The organism is Rhizobium sp. Leaf262, assembly GCF_001422245.1.
Taxonomy (GTDB): Bacteria; Pseudomonadota; Alphaproteobacteria; order Rhizobiales; family Rhizobiaceae; genus Agrobacterium.
This window is the reverse complement of the sequence record NZ_LMMM01000018.1, coordinates 23,822-42,915: the sequence shown is the minus strand read 5'-3', so window position 1 is coordinate 42,915 and position 19,094 is coordinate 23,822. Positions and strand designations below refer to the sequence as shown.

Below are 19,094 nucleotides of genomic sequence, written 5' to 3'. Positions count from 1 at the left end.
ATGAACACGGTTGCCGAAAACAGAACGAAAAGCCTGCTCTATCTCGACGGCGTCTCCGTTTCCTTCGACGGTTTCAAGGCGTTGAATTCCCTGTCCTTCGTGGTCGAGCCCGGCGAATTGCGCGCCATCATCGGGCCGAATGGCGCGGGCAAGACGACCATGATGGACATCATCACCGGCAAGACCCGGCCAGACACGGGCAAGGTGCTGTTTGAAGACAGCATCGACCTCACCAAAAAGGACGAGGCGGATATCGCCCAGCTCGGCATCGGTCGCAAGTTTCAGAAGCCGACGGTGTTCGAAAGCCATACGGTCTGGGACAATCTGGAACTGGCGCTTAACCGCAAACGCGGCGTCTTCGCCACGCTGTTCTACCGCCTGACGGAAGAGGACAAGGCCCGCATCGAAGAGATTTTGGCCACGGTCCGCCTCAGCTCACGCCGCAACGATCTGGCCGCCAATCTTTCTCACGGGCAAAAGCAGTGGCTAGAAATCGGCATGCTGCTGGCGCAGGAGCCGAAGCTGCTTCTGGTGGATGAACCCGTGGCAGGCATGACGGACGCCGAGACGGCAGAGACGGCAGTGCTGCTGAAGGAAATCGCCAAGACCCGTTCCGTGGTGGTGGTGGAACACGACATGGGCTTCATCCGCGAACTGGGCGTCAAGGTAACGTGTCTGGCCGAGGGATCGGTACTCGCCGAAGGGTCGATTGATTTTGTGTCGAGCGATCCCAAGGTGATCGAGAATTATTTGGGGCGCTAGAAACAGTGAGGTCTGACTTGCGCCTTCAATCAGAACCAGATTTAAATCGTGAAATTTAAAATCTGGAGTTGATTTAATGGCTTTGGTCGGACTTTTGGTGATGGCAATCGGTGGTGCGGCAGTTTGGTATTGGCGGCTGAAGATGATGCGGGAAGCGGGCAGCGAGATCATCGATACGGTCGAGAAAATGCGTGGGGCCTATAAGCGCCGGTCATTTCGCAAGAAGGCCGAAGTCGCACCCATCGCCTCTATTCGTGATCCCGCGATTGCTGCTGTTGCGTTCTTCATGTGCCTCGCAAACGAAAAGCCGATGCATGTGGAAGCGGCAAAATCGGTCGTTCGTGAGAAGATGAAAAACATCATCGCGTCGAAGGACATGGAAGAAGTAATCGTCTTTGGAGAATGGGCTTCGAAGAATGTCGTCAACCCTGAAGACCCAATTCGCCGTTTCCGGGACATCTGGGCGAACGCGTTGGATTTCGATGAACGACGCCAACTGATCGACATCGCCGAAGAGGTTGCCCGGGTGGGTGGCGAAAAAACCAGTGAGCAGGACTCTGCACTACAGGCACTGAGGCGAACGTTACTGAACTAGAACAGGTGGATGAATGCTAAGCGTCGAAAACATCAATCTCCATTACGGCGCAGCGCAAGCCTTGCGCGGCATTTCGCTGAATGCGGAAATGGGCAAGATTACCTGTGTGCTGGGGCGCAACGGCGTCGGCAAGAGTTCGTTGCTGCGTGCCGTGACCGGTCAGCATCCGCTCAGCGGCGGCACCATCAGTTTCGGCGGTGAGAGCCTCAACGGGCTTGCGCCCTACCAGCGCGCCAAGCGCGGCGTTGGTTATGTGCCGCAGGGGCGCGAGATTTTTCCGTTGTTGACGGTGCAGGAAAATCTACAATCCGGCTATGCGCCGCTGCCGCGCAAGGAACGCTTCATTCCCGATGATATTTTCAGCCTGTTTCCGGTGCTGCAATCCATGCTCTCACGCAGGGGAGGCGATCTCTCGGGCGGGCAGCAGCAGCAATTGGCCATTGGCCGCGCGCTGGTGACACGCCCCAAAATCCTGGTGCTGGACGAGCCGACCGAAGGCATCCAGCCGTCGATCATCAAGGATATCGGCCGTGCCATCAAATATCTACGGGACTCTACGGGGATGGCGATCCTGCTGGTGGAGCAATATCTCGATTTTTGCCGCGAGCTTGCCGATTACGTTTACATCATGGATCGCGGTGAGATCGTGCACGAAGGGGTGGCTGAAACGCTGGATACGGTTGAAGCGCGGCGACATTTGACGGTATAATAATACCTTATACTGTCAAATCTACCTCACGAACCGATAAAAATGATGTAATTTGTGACCGTTATTACAACGACGCATAGCATTCATGCGCAATTTTAGCGTTTCATTGAGAAAAAAGCTGTGTTATTGGCAGCGCAAATGCTGCATGTGAGACACAGTGGTTCAACCATCTGCACGCTGCATCCGTCGATCCCTTACATTCCACGTATTTTCCGGCATACTGCCGGGGAACTGTGCCAATAAAGGCGTGCCGATGAATTTTACGACTGCTGCTGGCCGGTTTTTCCGGTTCGTCCGTCCCGCTCGCGCTCTTGTCGCGGGCTTTGCCATTCTTACAGCAACCAGCGCCGCAGCTTTGGCTTCAACCTGCGGTCAGACAATGGAACCCGGCAGACACGCGTTTTCGCTGATGTCTGAGGGGTCTGAACGCGCTGGCGTTTATTTTGTTCCGTCTTCTTATGATGGAAATAAAAAAATGCCTGTCGTCTTTGATTTTCATGGAAGCAACAGCAATCCGAATGGACAGTTGGACCGCAGCGGCTGGGATAAGGTCGGCGAACGTGAAGGCATCGTGGTCGTGGCGCTTCAAGGCAGCCTCAAGGGAGAATTGCCCGGCACCAATGCCTGGAACGTCCCCGGCGTGACCAAGCGCGAGGGTGGGCTGGATGAGCCTGGCTTCATTCGCGACGCCATCAGCATGGTCAAATCCAAGCTTTGCGTGGATGAAACACGCTTCTACGGTTCCGGTTATTCCGGTGGTGGACGCATGTTGTCGCAATATCTGTGCAGCGGCAGCAACGATTTTGCTGCTGCCGGTTTTGTCGCATCTCTTCGCGCCGGTCTCCCTCAGGAAAATGAGGGCAAGTGGGCACCGGACGCGAAAAGCTGCGCGCCCGCAAAGCCACTGTCCATCGTCGCTTTCGCTGGCCTGAAAGACCCTGCCAACCCCTATCAGGGCGGCGGCAAACCCTATTGGCAATATAGCGGCGAAATGGCCTTGAAACGCTGGGCCGAAATGGATGGCTGCAAGGGCGCGGTCAAAAGCAAGTCCACCGACAGTTTTACTTTGAACACCTATGACGTCTGCAAAAGCGGTGCGCGCATCCATTCCTACGTCATCGATGCGTGGGATCACGCCTGGCCACGTGCGACGATGAAGGCGGACATGGTGGCATCTGCCGCAGCCGTCATCCGGAAGCCATCCAGCGATACATCCGGCAAGGTTCAGCAGGTCGTTGATCGCAAAACGCCGACGGAAACCGTGCGCCGGGTTGATGCGGCTGAAAGAATGTGGGACTTCTTCCAGAATTCGGAAGGGCAGATGGTTGTCGACGCAACGGCGAAGACGGATTGCTCTGTGAAAGCGGTTCCCGCTTCCGCATCCGCCAAAGCTTCGGAGACGACGTGCAGCCAGACCAGCAAATCATCCCTCAACAATGCCCGCAGCGTGCCCGCGGTCGAGGGCGCATTGTAACGAAAGCTGTCGATGGGCGCAGCCGTCTGGACGAATTGTTTCAGGAAGGCTGCGCCAAAATCAGGCTGCCTGATACGTTTTCCAATGAAATGGAAGCCATTCTCATCAACTCCTCCGGCGGATTGACCGGAGGAGATGAGATCGAATGGCAGGCGGTTGCCGGTGAAGGCACGTCACTCGTCGTAACCACGCAGGCCTGCGAGAAGGTCTACAAGGCCGCCGCTGGCACGACGACCGTTACCGCCCGTGTCACCGCTGGCCCCAATGCCAAGCTTCACTGGCTTCCGCAGGAAACCATCCTTTTCGACCGCGCTTCTCTGACCCGCAGGCTGGAAGCGGATATCGATGCCTCCGCTGAATTCGTTGCCGTGGAAGCCGTCCTGCTCGGTCGTCAGGCCATGGGCGAAGCGATGGAGGAGGGGCTGTTTCGAGATCGCTGGCGCATTCGCCACGGTGGCAAGCTGGTTCACGCGGAAGAACTGCGTCTCGATGGAAAAATTGCCGAGCTGACCAGTGCAGCGCCGGTTCTCTCCGGTCAGGTCGCATTCGCAACACTCCTTTACATCGGCCCATTGGCGGAGGCGCTTTTGCCTAAAATACAGGCTGTTGCCGGGTTTTCCGGCGGCGCCAGCGAGTGGCAGGGAAAGCTTGTCGTGCGCCTGTCCGCGCCGGATGGATTCACCTTGAGAAAAATGCTGTTTCCGATCATTTCGCTCTTGCGAAATGGCGCGCCAGTGCCGAAAGTCTGGAATCTCTGATGAATGAAACGGGACGACAATGAACCTCACCCCCAGAGAAAAAGACAAGCTTCTGATTTCCATGGCAGCCATGGTGGCGCGTCGCCGTCTGGAGCGGGGCGTCAAGCTCAATTACCCGGAAGCTATTGCCCTGATTACCGATTTCGTCGTTGAAGGCGCGCGCGATGGCCGCGCCGTCTCCGAGCTGATGGAAGCAGGCGCGCATGTCATTTCGCGTGATCAGGTCATGGATGGCATTGCCGAGATGATCCATGACGTGCAGGTGGAAGCAACTTTCCCTGATGGCACCAAGCTGGTGACCGTGCACGAACCCATTCGCTAAAGGAGCGGCATCATGGCCCTTGAACTGCGCCCGAACTGCGAATGCTGCGACAGGGATTTGCCTCCTGACAGTCTCGACGCGATGATGTGTTCCTTCGAATGCACCTATTGCCGCGACTGCGCAACGACGGTGCTGGACGGCAAATGCCCCAATTGTGGTGGTGAACTGGTGCGACGTCCCATCCGCCCCGCTGCAAAGCTGGTGAACAACCCGGCTTCCACAAAGCGGGTTTTGAAGGCAGACGGCTGCGCATCCGTCAAAGCGGCGTGACGATTAAAGGAAAAGATCATGATTCCAGGTGAAGTCATAGCAGCAGACGGTGTGATCGAGCTGAACGCCGGTCAGCCCACCATCACCATCGAGGTTGCCAATACGGGTGACAGGCCGGTTCAGGTCGGCAGCCATTATCACTTTGCCGAAACCAATGCGGCTCTGGATTTCGAGCGCGAGAAGGCGCACGGTATGCGTCTGGATATTCCCGCCGGAACCGCGGTTCGTTTCGAGCCTGGTCAGAAGCGCGAAGTCACGCTGGTGCCGCTTTCCGGCAAGCGGGAAGTCTATGGTTTTCGCAAACTCGTCATGGGAAAGTTGTGATGATGGTCGCCACGTCGTTGCGCCATCTGTCACTCAGCTTTTTGCTCGCCTTAGCAGCGTTGCCCTCTAGTTTCATGGTTGACCGGGCGTTTGCGCAGGAAGAGCCGGACTGCGACTCGCCAACGACGCAATCGGATATGAACGCCTGCGCGGCGATTGAGTATGAATCTGCCGACAAGGATTTGAATGCCGCCTATCAGCAGGTTCGCAAGAAGATGAGCGCCTGGGACAAGGCCGCTGACGATGACAGCAAGGGCGCGGTCGATGCGCTGGTTGCGGCGCAGCGCGCCTGGGTCTCCTTCCGTGATGCCAATTGCGAAGCGGCAGGCTTTCAGGCGCGTGGCGGTACCATGGAGCCGATGCTCGTTTCGTCCTGCCTTGCCGATATGAGCACGAAACGCGCCGAAGAACTTCGTGCTCTTGCCGACGGGTTCTGATGTGATTGCTGATTTTGTTTTCTCCGCCTCCCAAGGAGTCTGATTTCGATGCCTTACAAGATTTCCCGCGCAGCCTATGCCAGCATGTTCGGCCCCACCGTGGGCGACAAGGTGCGTCTTGCCGATACCGAACTCTTCATCGAGATCGAGAAGGACTTCACCACCTATGGCGAAGAGGTGAAATTCGGTGGCGGCAAGGTCATTCGCGATGGCATGGGGCAGAGCCAGGCGACACGGGCTGAGGGCGCTGTCGATACTGTCATCACCAATGTCGTGATCGTCGATCACAGCGGTGTCTACAAGGCGGATGTCGGTTTGAAGGATGGCCGCATTCATGCCATCGGCAAGGCTGGTAATCCCGATACGCAGCCGGGTGTGAGCATCATCGTCGGCCCTTCCACGGAAGCGATTGCCGGTGAGGGTAAAATTCTGACCGCTGGCGGCATGGATGCGCATATCCACTTCATCTGCCCGCAGCAGATTGAAGAGGCGCTGATGAGTGGTGTCACCTGCATGCTGGGCGGTGGTTCCGGCCCGGCCCACGGCACGCTGGCGACCACCTGCACAGGCGCATGGCATATCGAACGCATGATCGAGAGCTTCGATGCCTTTCCGATGAATCTCGCGCTTGCGGGCAAGGGCAATGCTTCGCTGCCCAAACCGCTGGAAGAGATGATCCTTGCGGGTGCGTCCTCACTGAAGCTGCATGAAGACTGGGGCACCACACCTGCCGCCATCGACAATTGCTTAAGCGTCGCAGATCAGTTCGACGTGCAGGTGATGATCCATACCGATACGCTGAATGAAAGCGGCTTCGTGGAAGACACGATTGCGGCCATCAATGGGCGCACCATCCACGCCTTCCATACCGAAGGTGCGGGCGGTGGCCACGCGCCTGACATCATCAAGATTTGCGGTAACCCCAACGTCATTCCGTCCTCCACCAATCCGACACGGCCCTATACGGTCAACACGCTGGCGGAGCATCTGGATATGCTGATGGTCTGCCATCACCTGTCGCCATCTATCCCGGAAGATATCGCCTTCGCGGAAAGCCGCATCCGGAAGGAGACCATCGCGGCAGAAGATATTCTGCATGATATCGGTGCCTTCTCGATCATCTCCTCCGATAGTCAGGCCATGGGCCGTGTGGGTGAAGTGGCCATCCGCACATGGCAGACGGCGGATAAGATGAAGCGCCAGCGCGGTCGCCTTAAGGAAGAAAAGGGTGAAAACGACAATTTCCGTGTTCGTCGTTACATCGCAAAATACACCATCAACCCAGCCATCGCTCACGGCATCAGCCATGAAATCGGCTCCATCGAAGTCGGCAAGCGTGCCGATCTGGTGCTGTGGAACCCTGCCTTTTTTGGCGTGAAGCCGGAAATGGTTCTGCTGGGTGGCTCCATTGCCGCGGCCCCGATGGGCGATCCCAATGCGTCCATCCCCACGCCGCAGCCGATGCATTACCGGCCCATGTTTGCCGCCTATGGCAAGCTGCGTACCAACTCCTCCGTGACCTTCGTCTCGCAGGCCTCGCTGGATGGTGGGATCGCGCAGCGTCTGGGCGTTGCCAAGAAGCTACTGGCCGTTCGTAACGTGCGCGGCGGCATCTCAAAGGCATCGATGATCCACAATTCGCTGACGCCGCATATCGAGGTCGATCCCGAGACTTACGAGGTGCGGGCGGATGGCGAGCTTCTGACCTGCGAGCCGGCAACGGTTCTGCCGATGGCACAGCGCTACTTCCTGTTTTGACCGCTACCCTTGCGGGCCAAGGGTTTCCTTCTGTGCATGACTGCCCTGCGCATGGCAATTTTTGCTGCACTGCAAACGATTTTGCGCTATCGCAAGGGCAGCTTTCCAGCGTGAATTTTTCCCAAGGCTCTTCACGCCAAACACTCGCACAGGAGAAACCCATGCTCGGCAAAAAAGTGCCTGCTGTAACATTTCGCACGCGTATTCGCGATGAGGCTGTTGGCGGCCCAAATCCTTATCGTTGGCAGGATGTGACCTCCGACGGCTACTTCAAGGGCAAGAAGGTCGTTCTCTTCTCCCTGCCGGGTGCCTTCACGCCAACCTGCTCGACGTATCAGCTCCCCGATTTTGAAAAGCTGACACCAGAATTCCGCGCGCTCGGCATTGATGAGATTTACTGCCTTTCCGTCAATGATGCATTTGTGATGAATGCCTGGGCCAAGGGTCAGAATCTTGAAAACGTAAAGGTCATCCCAGACGGTTCGGGCGAATTCACCCGCAAGATGGGCATGCTGGTTTCCAAGGACAATCTCGGCTTCGGCATGCGCTCCTGGCGTTATGCGGCCATCGTCAATGACGGTGTGGTTGAGCAGTGGTTCGAGGAAGAAGGCCATTCGGACAATTGCGAAAGCGACCCTTACAGCGTGTCATCGCCGCAGAACATTCTCGAACATCTCAAGGCTCGTATCGCAGCCTGATTCATCCCGATTTTTCAGTGCAGAAGCCCGGCTAAAAGCCGGGCTTCTTTGCTTTCAGGACACGAAATCTCGACGTCCGCAAATATATATATTCATGTTGAGAGCTTTGCGCGATTTGCGATCGAAACAAAGGCAAAAGCGAAACCCATGACGGCGACTTTATTTTGCAGTGCGATAGAAGTCGCAATAGATCGCTGCATTGCGAAGTATTCCACAAATATACCTCCGGTAGTTAAAAATTTAGACAATTGATTTACTTCCAGCCAATCTATGATCTTTATCGCTTATGTCATGCAAGGGTGAGGTGTGATGGCTGAACGTTTGAGGAAATTTGTTTCGTTAGAAATGAGTTTAAGTAATCCTGGCGAAGGGCAAAATCTTCGCACCTTTGCGACAAAAATGGTGTTCATTTCCATCATTCTGTCCCTGCTGGTCAGTTGCACGGTGATTGCTGTCGCAGCGTTCTTTCACCTGCTGCCTTTACCATTGCTCGAGGCGCTGGCTTACAGCGTCGTCATGGCCTGGATCGTCGGTGGTATCGTCACAGGCATGCTATGCGGGGTGATCGGCAGTGCGATCCGCAAACTTCACGCCTCTCATGCAGAGTTCGAACGGCTCAGCAGGACGGATACGCTTTCGGGGCTGGCAAATCGGCGCGCCTTCAATCAGTCCTTCGATGAAGTCGAACAGGATGCGTCGCTGGCGATTTTCGATCTCGATCGCTTCAAGCGGATCAATGACAGTTTCGGCCATGCGGCAGGCGATATCGTGATCAAAAGGGCTGCGGCAGCCATTGAGGATGTCTTCGGCGATTTCCACTGCGTGGCCCGGCTGGGAGGCGAGGAGTTCGCGGTGATCGTGCGGGGAGGTTTGCGCAAAGACCGTCTGACTCTGATCGAACTGGCGCGGATCAGAGTGGCTTGCCTTACCATCAACTTCCAAGGAACGCAGCTGCAGACCACGGTTTCCGTCGGTGTCGCCGATATCGGTCCATCGCGCTCCAAGCATGATACGTTTGCGGTCGCCGACAAGGCTCTCTATCTGGCCAAGTCTTCCGGCCGCAACCGCGTGTGCCACGAAGAAGAATTGCCTGTCACGCCTGCTCTCGACAACCTCAAATCCGCCTTCATGGTCGCGTCCTGACGGGATCGCGAGCCGGCTCTGTATGAGCCTGCATTTTGCCTCCATGCGCTTGCATTCGCGAGCCTGATCCTTCAGGTTTCAGACTGACGTAAACTTATCCTGGATACATCATGCTTCGCGTTCAATCCTATCATCCCGCCGGCACGCCTGCGGACGAGCCCATTGGTTATGTCACCCTTGCCCACGACCAGAGGCATTTGCGGCGCAAGCTTCTTCACCTCCAGAACGACGAGATGGTGATGCTCGACCTCAAGGAGGCCGTGCTGTTTGCTCATGGAGATCTGTTGATCGTCGAGAATGGCGATCTCGTCGAGGTCCGGGCAGCCGATGAAAAACTGTTCGAGGTCAAGGGCCGCAACACGCTGCATCTGATCGAGTTGGCCTGGCATCTCGGCAACAGGCATCTCTCGGCCCAGATCGAGGAGGGGCGTATCCTAATTCTGCGTGACCATGTCATCCGCGCCATGCTGGAGGGGCTTGGCGCGACAGTGCGGGACGTGGAGGAGCCGTTCCAGCCCGCACGAGGCGCGTACCACGCCCATGGTGGCCACGCGCATGGTCACGATCACCATCATCATAGCCACGACTGAAAATGACATCTGTGCGGAGTGCCCACGCGCTGCTGAGGCTGCTGGCCTGGATGTCTCCGGCCTTCCCGGTTGGAGCCTTTTCCTATTCCGGTGGGCTTGAAACGGCGGTCAATGATCGGCGCGTTTCAAATGCCGTCGAGCTGGATGGATGGATCGACCTGCTGTTGCACCGTGGAACCTTTTGGAACGATGCTGTTCTCCTGGCGCAAGCATGGCGTTGCCAGACGGATGATGAAGCCTTGATGCATCTGGCCGAACTGGCGCGGGCGCTTGCGGGTTCGGCAGAACGTTATCGCGAAACAGTTCTATTGGGAGATGCTTTCAGAGACGCAGCCGCTGCCTGGCCGCATGATGTCTTCGAGCGGCTTGGCAGGGAAACACCCTATCCGGTCGCGGTCGGTGCTATCGCGTCGGCACATGACATCGCACTGGACGATGCGATTGCGGCGTATCTCCACGCCGCAGTCTCGCAATTCGTGTCGGCGGGTATTCGCCTCGGCGTGGCGGGACAGAAGGATGGTGTTGCCATTCTTGCTCGTCTGGAAGGAGCGATAACTGATGTCGCTGGTCGCGCAGCGATATCCTCGCTGGATGATCTGGGCTCGGCCACCATTCTTGCAGATACCGCAGCCATGCGTCACGAAATACAGGAAACGCGTCTTTTCCGGTCCTAGCGCTTGGGGCCGGTTACATGACACGACGTTCAACATGAAATAGCATCCGAAAGGAAAAGCGGAATGAAATCGTCAAATGGTCCATTGAGAGTTGGTATCGGCGGGCCGGTCGGCTCCGGCAAGACGGCTTTGACGGAGAAGCTGTGCAAGGCGATGAGCGCCGATTATTCCGTCGCAGTCGTCACGAACGATATTTACACCAAGGAAGATGCAGAGGCTTTGGTGCGGATGCAGGCCCTGCCATCAGAGCGGATCGTCGGGGTAGAGACGGGCGGCTGCCCTCATACCGCCATTCGTGAGGATGCAACCATCAATCTTCAGGCCATCGCCGGTCTGAACGAGCGTTTCCCCGATCTGGATGTGGTTTTCATCGAATCGGGTGGAGATAATCTGGCGGCGACCTTTTCACCCGATTTGGCAGACATCACCATCTATGTGATTTCCGTTTGTCAGGGCGAGGAAATTCCGCGCAAGGGTGGGCCCGGCATCACTCGCTCGGACCTGCTGGTCATCAACAAGAAGGATCTGGCACCCTATGTCGGAGCTGATCTTGGCGTGATGGATGGTGATGCAACTCGCATGCGCAAGGAGATGCCGTTCGTTTTCACCGATATGAAGCGCGGGGAGGGCGTGGATCGCATCGTCAGCTTCCTCAAGGATCATGGCGGCCTGTGAATCGTAGCCTCTGTGTTTGACGTCATGACGTCTAAAATTGTTTCAGGGCGGCGACATCATTGACCTTGATGACCCGCCCGCAAACAATAACGCCTGCATCGCGAAGGCTGGAGAAAGCGCGGGAAAGGGCTTCCGGGGCCAGGCCGAGTTTGCCGGCCAGAACGCTTTTTTGGAATGGTAACCTCAGAGAATAGGATGCCGCGTCAGACGGGCATTGCATGACGAGGTAGTTGGCCACGCGCTGCGGTGCTGTCTGCAGTCGGTCATTTGCGACACAGTCCAAGGTGGTCACCAGGCTGCGCGACAGGCACTGCATCAGTGTTTTCGCGATTTTCGGATCGTCCTCGATCATGCTTCTGAGACGGCTGAGTTCGAAACGGGCGAACGTGCAGTTTTCGGTCGCCTGCGCGTGATAATGATAGCGATCCGCACCGAAGATCAGGCAGTCGTTGAACGTATCGCCGGGGCCGCAGATTCTGACATCGGCCTCGCGACAATCCTTGTTCAACCGATACAGGCGAACATAGCCGTTGAGCACGCAATAAAAGTGTTCTGCTTGATCGCTTTCTCGGAACAAAACAGTGCGGGCGGAAGCCGTGGTGATCGTCGATGCTTCCATCAGTTTTGCCGTCGCAAATTCATCTCCGGCATCCATGAAAGACGCTTGCACAAGAATGCTTTTTGCCTTGGCGTTGAGTTTTATCATGCCGTTCACGTCCGTCGCGCTCCCCGAAAACCTTCAGAACAGAAGCCGCTTCGCGCGGTCTGATACCCGGAGGCGAGCCTATTTTTCTATCTGAGGGCGATGTTCCCATGCGCACACGATAACGGTTGTGATCGGTTGGAAATTGATTTCGATCAACTGCTGCCGAATTTCTTCTGCGCGTGCCAATAAGTGGAACACAACACAGAAACGCCGGGCGGCGCCCGGCGTTTCCTGATGGGAGAGACGTGGTGTTATTCCGCTGCCAGTGGCGGCAGACGCAGGACATTGTTGCCGGTACCAGGATTCTTGCCAGCCGCACCGTTTTTCTGTTCGACATTGGCCACGCGCTCTTCCAGTCCGGACAAGGCGTCCTTGTTGCTGCGGGCCAGGTTCGACAACTCCTCATTGGACAGGACTGGATGCTCCTCTTCCTTCTTGCCGACAAAACGACCGAAGAGGTGTGCCAGTAGCCGCGAGAGGTCATCCATGATGAGGAAGAAGGCCGGCACAACGATCAGCGACAGCACTGTCGATACGATGATGCCGCCAATGACGGCGATGGCCATGGGTGCCCGGAACGAGCCTCCTTCGCCGACGCCCAGGGCAGACGGCAACATGCCCGCCGACATGGCAATCGAGGTCATGATGATAGGACGGGCGCGCTTGCGGCCAGCCTCGACCATGGCGTGAACCCTTTCCATCCCGTGCCGTCGCATTTCGATTGCGAAATCCACCAGCAGGATGGCGTTCTTGGTCACGATGCCCATCAACATCAGAATGCCGATGAGGACCGGCATGGAGAGGGCATTTTGGGTGACGATAAGGGCCACGGCGACCCCGCCAATGGCAAGTGGCAGCGAAAACAGAATGGTGAAGGGCTGGATCACGTCCTTGAACAGAAGGATGAGAACGACCAGCACCAGCAGCAGGCCCAACAGCATGGCATTGGTAAAGCCGCGCTGCATCTCGCCCTGAACCTTGGCGTCTCCGCCTTCAGCAAGGCGCACCGTCGGCGGCAATTTCGTTTCCGACACAATGCGCTTGAACTCGGCGGAAGACGTATCGAGCGCCGTACCGAAGGGAACATCGGAGCCGATAGACACAACGCGGTTGCGGTCATTGCGCTTGATCGAGCTCGGGCCTTCCGAATAGTCGATATCGGCAACGCTGTAGAGCGGCACGGTTGCGCCGGACGCGGTCTTGATCTTCAGCGCGCGGATGGAAGCCAGATCGCGTCGGACATCCAGCGAGGCCTGCACGCGGATTGGAATTTGCCGGTCGTCGAGAGAAATCTTCGTCAACTGCGCATCGATATCGCCAATGGTTGCGACGCGCACCGTTTGCGATATCTGCTGCGGCGTGATGCCGAGGCGAGCGATTTCATCTTTCCGGGGGCGTATCTGCAGTTCCGGGCGAGGCAAGGCGCCTTCCGAGGAGACATTGGCGAGGATGGGAGAAGCCCGCAGGTTGGATTCGAGAATGCCGACCGCCTTTTGCAAGTCCTCTTCGCTCGAGGACAGGAAGTTGAAGGTCAGTTCCCGTTCCGCACGGTCGTTGAGCTTGATGATGCGGACATCGGGAATCGTGTTTACCTTGGCGAAAATATCGCGCTCCACATCCCATTGCGGCCGCGTTCTGCCATTGTCTTCAACCTTCGGCAAATAGTGACCGATCAGTGGAATGGAGCCCAAACCGTCATTGACGAGGCTTTTCAGCAGCGAATGATCGATGTGTTGGAGAATGACGCGGACAGTTGCGCGGCGCAGCTCCAGATCGCCCTTCGGCGAGGCGCCTCCAAGGATGAAGACGCTTTCAACGCCGTTGATATCCTTTACGGCCTGATAGATTTTCGATGTCGTCGCGTCGGTTTCTTCCAGCGTCGCATTCGGCGGAAGCTCGACGGACAGCACGACGCGTGATGCATCATCCGGTGGCAGGAAGCTGCCGGGAACGCCGCTCAGAAGCACGATGGAGCCAATGAGGAAACCGATGGCGCCCAGCAATGTCAGATACCGCGCCCACCATTTGCTGGTCGTGGCGGTGACCATGCGCGTATAGGCCTTCATCAACCTCCCGTCATTGTCGTGGTGGTCGTCAACAGCGTCATCGGCCCGCATCAGGTAGGCAGCCATCAATGGTGTGATGAGGCGCGCGACCATCAGGGAAAAGAAGACCGAGAAAGCCACGGTCAGGCCGAACTGGATGAAGTATTGACCCGGTATGCCAGGCATGAAGGAAACCGGCACGAAGACGGCGATGATGGTAAAGCTGGTGGCGATCACCGCAAGCCCGATCTCATCGGCAGCTTCCAGAGAGGCGCGATAGGGCGATTTGCCCATTTTGATGTGGCGGGAGATGTTTTCCACCTCCACGATGGCATCGTCCACCAGAATGCCGGTCGCCAGCGTCAGCGCAAGGAAGCTGACGAGGTTGAGCGAGAAACCCAGAACATCCATGATCCAGAAAGTCGGGATGGCGGATAAGGGCAGCGCCACGGCGGCAATCAGCGTGGCGCGCCAGTTGCGCAAAAACAGCAGGACGACGATGACCGCGAGAATGGAGCCTTCCATCAGCGTGTGGAGGGCCGCCTCGTAGTTGCCGTAGGTAAAGTAAACGGCGTCATCGACCATTTCGATGGAGACGTTGGGGTGCTCCGCACGCACCTTATCGAGATTTTGCGCAACGGTCTCGGCCACGGATACTTCGCTTGCGCCCTTCGACCGGAACACGGCAAAGGTCACACCGGGGTTGCCGTTGAAGCGCGAGAAGGATTTTGGCTCCTCATAGGTGTCGGTGATGGTCCCGAGTTCCGACAGCTTGACGAAGCGACCACTGGAAAGGGCAATGGTGGTGTTGGAGAGTTCGCTGACATTGCGGGCATCGCCCAGCGTGCGGATTGTCTGCTCATTGCCGGCAACCTGGCCACGACCGGACCCAAGATCGACGTTGGTGCCACGCAACTGGCTGTTCACATCGGCTGCGGTAATGCCATAGGCATTGAGTTTGGCGGGGTTCAGGGACACGCGCACTTCGCGGTCTGCTCCACCATAGCGATCGATCTTGCCTACGCCTGCCTGCCCCTGAAGCGCCCTCTTGATCGTGTCGTCCACGAACCACGAAAGCTCTTCCAGCGTCATGTTGGGAGAGGACACGGCAAAGGTCTGGATCGCCTGTCCCTCGACATCGATCTTGCTGACGACCGGCTCCTCGATATCGGCGGGTAACTCGCTTCGGATCTTGTCTATGGCGTCTTTCGTATCCTGAACCGCTTCTTCGGTCGGTTTCTCGATGCGAAACAGCACCGTGGTCAGCGATTGGCCATCGGTCACGGTCGACTGGATTTCATCGATGCCGCTGATGGAGGCGACAGCGTCTTCGACTTCTTTCGTCACCTGGGCTTCGAGTTCCGAGGGCGACGCGCCGCTCTGCGTGACGGTAATGGCCACCACCGGCACGTCGATATTGGGAAAGCGCGTAATGGGCAGATCATAGAATGCCTTGACGCCAAGGAAGAGCAGCAATGCGAAGCACAGAAGCGGTGCGATCGGATTGCGAATAGACCATGCGGAGAAATTCATGGTGGTTCCTCAGTCAGTTCGAGGCTGCGGCATCAGCCGGGACCGGATTGATCTTGTCGCCATCTCGCACGAATGCACCGGCTTTTTCGACCACGACATCGCCAGCGGAAAGACCGCTTTTGATCTCGATATAGCCACCGTCCTGAATGCCGATTTCGACCTTCACCTGTTTGACGACACCGTTCTCCACCCGTCTGGTGGTGGAGCCATCTCGACCCGATGTTACCGCCGACAGGGGCAGTGCTACGGCATTGGCTGAGGCGATCACCACCTCGGCACTGCCATACATGCCGGCACGGGCCGGGCTGTCTATGGGCAGGACGATGTGGACGGAGCCGAGGCGGGTGGTCGCATCCACTGTCGGTGATACGAGACGGACCTTGCCTTCGATCTTGTTGCGACCGCCGGCAACGGTAATGAGCGCTTTCTGGCCGATCTTCACGCTCTGGATATCCGTTTCGGAGAGGTCGGCAACAAGCTCGATGGCATTGTCCTTGATGACTGTAAACAGCGGCTCGCCCGAGCCGCTTGCAATTGCGCCGACGCGAGCGTTTTTCGCCGACACGACGCCGGAAACCGGTGTCTTGACACTGGTGCGGGACAGCTTGAGATCGATATCGTCGATTTGCGAGTCGACGACCTTGACGTCCGCTTCGCCGACCGTGACCGCCTGTTTTGATGCCTGAAGCCGCGCCTGCGCGACGTCTGCTGCTGCGGCAGTCTGCTCGACCTGAGAAACCGAGCCGGACCCGGATTTGCCGAGACGCCCGGCCCGATCACGCTGGCGAACGGCGTCGTCGTAATTGGCCTGCGCTTCGATCACCTGCGCCTTGCTTTGGGCAACCGAAGCTTCGGCTTTCGCCCGGTTGGCCTGCAACTGGCTTTTCTGGAGGATGAGGCTATCGCGGGAAAGTTCGGCAAGGGAGGCGCCAGCCTCGACCTTTTCTCCGACATCGACATTCAGTTTTTCCACCGAGAGGCCGTCGACCAGCGGCTGTACGTAGATTTCATCGACCGGCTTGATCGTACCCGTCGCCACGACGCGATCGACCAGATCGCGCTTGGTTGCTTCACTAACGACGATAGAAGGCAGGTTCTTGCGGTCGTTACCGCCTTGAGAATGGGCAAATCCAGGCATGACGAGGGTTGACGCCAGCAAGATCGTCAGGAGCCGGGAAAGGTGTGTCGTGCGCTGCATGTCGCTGTCCATTCTAAGGTCGTTCCGCACATCCTTGCGCGTATGGAACGCCCTTGAATGTTATGCGACGAAAAATGCTAAAATCGGGGTGACAGCGCTTCCCCACCTCGCGGATTTCCGCACTCCTCACAACTCTGTCCCAGTGATCCGGGCGAAGTTGACCGCAAGGTAAATCCAAGTCTGTCGAGCAGAATGTAATTCTTCACCTCGCTGAATTCAATCCACCTCATAAACGCTGATGACGAGCATGTTGCGGTTCTGTCGTGGCAGCCTCTTGCTAAAAAAATAGCTGTTCTTCAAAGTACCATCAGCAATTTGACTGGCTGGTAAAGATTGCGAATCTCGGCTTCGACTGCCGAAGATTCCATCGTCCGATCAGGTTTCGATTTTTCCTAAGCCAGATTTCGCATTCAAAACATTCAGAGAACAGCCCATGCCCATCCCCAGAGCGGCCAAAACCCGGAAGCGGACACGAATTCAGGAAGAAAAAGAAGCGTGCATTCTTGAGGCGGCTCTCGATGTATTTTCCGTCAACGGCTTTCGTGGGACGACGATCGATCAGATTGCGGAGGTCGCGGGTATGTCGAAGCCCAACGTGCTCTATTATTTCCGGACCAAGGAGGCGATGCACCGTGCGTTGATCCAGCGTGTGCTCGACACATGGCTGGACCCCTTGCGTGCCTTCGATGAAAGTGGAGACCCCCATTCGGAAATCCGATCCTATCTTCGCCGCAAGCTGGAAATGGCGAGGGATTTTCCCCGGGAAAGTCGTTTGTTTGCAAATGAGGTTTTGCAGGGTGCGCCCCATGTAGAGGACGAGTTGAAGGGGCCATTGAAGCAACTTGTTGATGAAAAGGCTGAGGTCATCCGCTCCTGGATCAAGGCTGGCCGCATGGCCGCCTGTGATCCCTATCATCTAATATTCTCCATTTGGTCGACGACACAGCACTATGCGGATTTCGATGTGCAGGTTCGCGCGGTATTGGGTTCCAACGCCGGAGAAGGCCGGTTTGAAGACGCCGCCCGTTTTCTGGAGCAGCTTTTCATGGGCGGGCTGGGGATAAATCCCACGCCATTTCGAAAAACATGAGGTTTACGTTCAACTTTATACTTTACTCTAAAACTCATCTTTATTATCGTGTCGGCAACCTGATCACACAGGTGGTGACTTTCAACGATAGGATGAGGCATGGCGCGCAAGGAAAAGAAGAAGGCGGAGCGGAACGGCAAGCGGGATAATCGCCCGCAGCAGGTCGAGCAAACCGCTTCGCAGCAAACGCCCGCCGGGCCGAAGAGTTTTCTATATGTCGGCGGTCGTGATTGTCAGGTCGCACATCTTCGCCAGATCGCCAGCAATTTCGATGCGGAACTCATCCATCACGATGGCGGTCTGCGTGAAGCGGTTTCGCGGATCGATACGTTGCTGCCATCGGTCGATTGCGTCTTCTGCCCCATCGACTGTATCAGCCATGATGCTTGTCTGCGGGTGAAATCCGGCTGCAAGAAATTCGGCAAGACCTTCATCCCATTGCGGAATGGCAGCAAGTCCAGTCTCGAGCGAGCGCTTCAGACGATGAACGACCGTAGCGCTGCCAATTAGAGATCGCGATGCGCTGTCTTGAAAAAGGCAGCGCAGGACAGGACGATCCATCCCAGCATCATTCCAAGGCCGCCAGCGGGCGCGGCCATGGGAAACAAGCCATTGCCGGTAAACTGTCTGGAAACGAGATCGCCTGCAAAGAGCAGGGTTCCCAATCCCAGCAAGATGACTGCGGGCGCGGCGGTCTTTATTCGCGACCATCCGAGGTAGATACCCAGAAGAATGGGTGCATGGGCAAGGCACATGGCCGAAGCATTGCCAAGCATATGAGTCGCGCCGGTGTGGTTGGCCGCTGCCGCCAATGCTACGCCGCCCGCCCCCATCATACCGGAAAGAAAAAGTGCTGCCCGTCGCAGCAGGTCGGTCGTCATGGCGCAGGCTCTTCCTGATTTTGCATGTGGTGGGCGAGCCGCTCGACGGGTGCCCAGATGATATCGCGAAGCTTGGGGTTTTCGATGGTCTCGTCCATGGCGCGACGGAAGCAGAGCAGCCATTCGTCTCGCTCTACCGCTCCAATGGGGGCGACGAAGTGGCGACGCCGCAGCATGGGGTGCCCATATTTTTCGACATAGACTGGTGGTCCACCAAGGTATCCCAGCAGGTAGTCGCGGAACTTGCTTTCGCTCTGGCTGAGATCCGAAGGGTGGATTGCGCGGCAGTTGGAGGCCTCCGGCAGCGTGTCCATCAGCTCGTAGAAGCGTCTGGTCAGCGCGTGCACGGTCTTTTCGCCACCTATGGCCTCGTAAAGCGTGATGGTATCGTCTGCCACGTCAGCAATCTCCGTTTGCACAGGTTTTGCCGTTTCCGACGAGCAAGCGCAACA

Annotated in this window: 22 protein-coding genes; 17 read left to right on the top strand and 5 right to left on the bottom strand. The window is 57.0% G+C overall.

Annotated features, from left to right (window positions below):
• The 15 genes from urtD (at window position 1) to ureG (ending at window position 11,189) form a co-directional block, all read left to right on the top strand.
• Window positions 1-762, top strand: coding sequence for an urea ABC transporter ATP-binding protein UrtD (urtD, locus tag ASF29_RS17685; RefSeq protein ID WP_062451983.1), 762 nt, complete (start codon window positions 1-3; stop codon window positions 760-762).
• 76 nt (window positions 763-838) lie between these two features.
• On the top strand, window positions 839-1,357 hold the full coding sequence (locus ASF29_RS17680) for a hypothetical protein (RefSeq protein ID WP_062451982.1): 519 nt from the start codon (window positions 839-841) through the stop codon (window positions 1,355-1,357).
• 13 nt (window positions 1,358-1,370) lie between these two features.
• The gene (urtE, locus tag ASF29_RS17675) at window positions 1,371-2,066 is read left to right on the top strand and encodes an urea ABC transporter ATP-binding subunit UrtE (protein WP_062451981.1); all 696 of its coding nucleotides are present in this window, start codon (window positions 1,371-1,373) and stop codon (window positions 2,064-2,066) included.
• Between the two features lie 253 nt (window positions 2,067-2,319).
• The gene (locus tag ASF29_RS17670; RefSeq protein ID WP_062451980.1) at window positions 2,320-3,540 is read left to right on the top strand and encodes a hypothetical protein; all 1,221 of its coding nucleotides are present in this window, start codon (window positions 2,320-2,322) and stop codon (window positions 3,538-3,540) included.
• Window positions 3,471-4,298: an urease accessory protein UreD gene (locus ASF29_RS17665; protein WP_062451979.1), complete on the top strand. Its 828-nt coding sequence runs from the start codon at window positions 3,471-3,473 to the stop codon at window positions 4,296-4,298. Before ASF29_RS17670 ends, ASF29_RS17665 begins: the two co-directional genes overlap by 70 nt.
• Before the next feature lie 19 nt (window positions 4,299-4,317).
• Window positions 4,318-4,620 (top strand): urease subunit gamma, encoded by a 303-nt coding sequence (locus ASF29_RS17660; RefSeq protein WP_062451978.1) that lies wholly within the window; start codon window positions 4,318-4,320, stop codon window positions 4,618-4,620.
• Window positions 4,621-4,632: 12 nt separating this feature from the next.
• Window positions 4,633-4,890: a DUF1272 domain-containing protein gene (locus ASF29_RS17655; RefSeq protein WP_062451977.1), complete on the top strand. Its 258-nt coding sequence runs from the start codon at window positions 4,633-4,635 to the stop codon at window positions 4,888-4,890.
• 18 nt (window positions 4,891-4,908) lie between these two features.
• Complete coding sequence (locus tag ASF29_RS17650; RefSeq protein WP_062451976.1) at window positions 4,909-5,214, top strand: urease subunit beta; 306 nt, start codon at window positions 4,909-4,911, stop codon at window positions 5,212-5,214.
• Between the two features lie 74 nt (window positions 5,215-5,288).
• On the top strand, window positions 5,289-5,651 hold the full coding sequence (locus ASF29_RS17645) for a lysozyme inhibitor LprI family protein (protein WP_244473608.1): 363 nt from the start codon (window positions 5,289-5,291) through the stop codon (window positions 5,649-5,651).
• Window positions 5,652-5,699: 48 nt separating this feature from the next.
• Window positions 5,700-7,409, top strand: a complete 1,710-nt coding sequence (gene ureC, locus ASF29_RS17640; RefSeq protein WP_062451975.1) for an urease subunit alpha — start codon at window positions 5,700-5,702, stop codon at window positions 7,407-7,409.
• Window positions 7,410-7,570: 161 nt separating this feature from the next.
• Window positions 7,571-8,107 (top strand): peroxiredoxin, encoded by a 537-nt coding sequence (locus tag ASF29_RS17635; RefSeq protein ID WP_062451974.1) that lies wholly within the window; start codon window positions 7,571-7,573, stop codon window positions 8,105-8,107.
• A 399-nt stretch (window positions 8,108-8,506) separates the two neighbouring features.
• Window positions 8,507-9,250: a GGDEF domain-containing protein gene (locus ASF29_RS17630; protein ID WP_062451973.1), complete on the top strand. Its 744-nt coding sequence runs from the start codon at window positions 8,507-8,509 to the stop codon at window positions 9,248-9,250.
• A gap of 110 nt (window positions 9,251-9,360) precedes the next feature.
• Window positions 9,361-9,840, top strand: coding sequence for an urease accessory protein UreE (gene ureE, locus ASF29_RS17625; RefSeq protein ID WP_062451972.1), 480 nt, complete (start codon window positions 9,361-9,363; stop codon window positions 9,838-9,840).
• 2 nt (window positions 9,841-9,842) lie between these two features.
• Window positions 9,843-10,514, top strand: coding sequence for an urease accessory protein UreF (locus ASF29_RS17620; protein ID WP_062451971.1), 672 nt, complete (start codon window positions 9,843-9,845; stop codon window positions 10,512-10,514).
• A 63-nt stretch (window positions 10,515-10,577) separates the two neighbouring features.
• Complete coding sequence (gene ureG, locus ASF29_RS17615) at window positions 10,578-11,189, top strand: urease accessory protein UreG (protein WP_062451970.1); 612 nt, start codon at window positions 10,578-10,580, stop codon at window positions 11,187-11,189.
• Between the two features lie 31 nt (window positions 11,190-11,220).
• On the opposite strand, the gene ASF29_RS17610 is transcribed toward ureG, so the two are convergent.
• From ASF29_RS17610 to ASF29_RS17600, 3 genes are all read right to left on the bottom strand, one after another.
• A complete protein-coding gene (locus ASF29_RS17610) occupies window positions 11,221-11,895 on the bottom strand; it encodes a Crp/Fnr family transcriptional regulator (RefSeq protein ID WP_062451969.1) in 675 nt (224 codons plus the stop codon).
• A 251-nt stretch (window positions 11,896-12,146) separates the two neighbouring features.
• On the bottom strand, window positions 12,147-15,473 hold the full coding sequence (locus tag ASF29_RS17605) for an efflux RND transporter permease subunit (protein WP_062451968.1): 3,327 nt from the start codon (window positions 15,471-15,473) through the stop codon (window positions 12,147-12,149).
• A gap of 13 nt (window positions 15,474-15,486) precedes the next feature.
• Entirely contained in the window at window positions 15,487-16,611 is a 1,125-nt protein-coding gene (locus ASF29_RS17600; protein ID WP_244473607.1) for an efflux RND transporter periplasmic adaptor subunit, read from the bottom strand.
• Between the two features lie 493 nt (window positions 16,612-17,104).
• On the opposite strand from ASF29_RS17600, the gene ASF29_RS17595 reads away from it, so the two are divergent.
• The gene (locus ASF29_RS17595) at window positions 17,105-17,761 is read left to right on the top strand and encodes a TetR family transcriptional regulator C-terminal domain-containing protein (protein WP_062451967.1); all 657 of its coding nucleotides are present in this window, start codon (window positions 17,105-17,107) and stop codon (window positions 17,759-17,761) included.
• Window positions 17,762-17,860: 99 nt separating this feature from the next.
• Complete coding sequence (locus ASF29_RS17590) at window positions 17,861-18,271, top strand: DUF2325 domain-containing protein (RefSeq protein WP_062451966.1); 411 nt, start codon at window positions 17,861-17,863, stop codon at window positions 18,269-18,271.
• Here the strand turns inward: ASF29_RS17590 and ASF29_RS17585 are convergent.
• Both ASF29_RS17585 and ASF29_RS17580 read right to left on the bottom strand, forming a co-directional pair.
• Window positions 18,268-18,642, bottom strand: a complete 375-nt coding sequence (locus tag ASF29_RS17585; RefSeq protein ID WP_062451965.1) for a DUF423 domain-containing protein — start codon at window positions 18,640-18,642, stop codon at window positions 18,268-18,270. The genes ASF29_RS17590 and ASF29_RS17585 overlap by 4 nt on opposite strands.
• The gene (locus ASF29_RS17580) at window positions 18,639-19,040 is read right to left on the bottom strand and encodes a group II truncated hemoglobin (protein WP_062452382.1); all 402 of its coding nucleotides are present in this window, start codon (window positions 19,038-19,040) and stop codon (window positions 18,639-18,641) included. The genes ASF29_RS17585 and ASF29_RS17580 overlap by 4 nt, the downstream gene beginning before the upstream one ends.
• Between the last annotated feature and the right edge of the window lie 54 nt (window positions 19,041-19,094).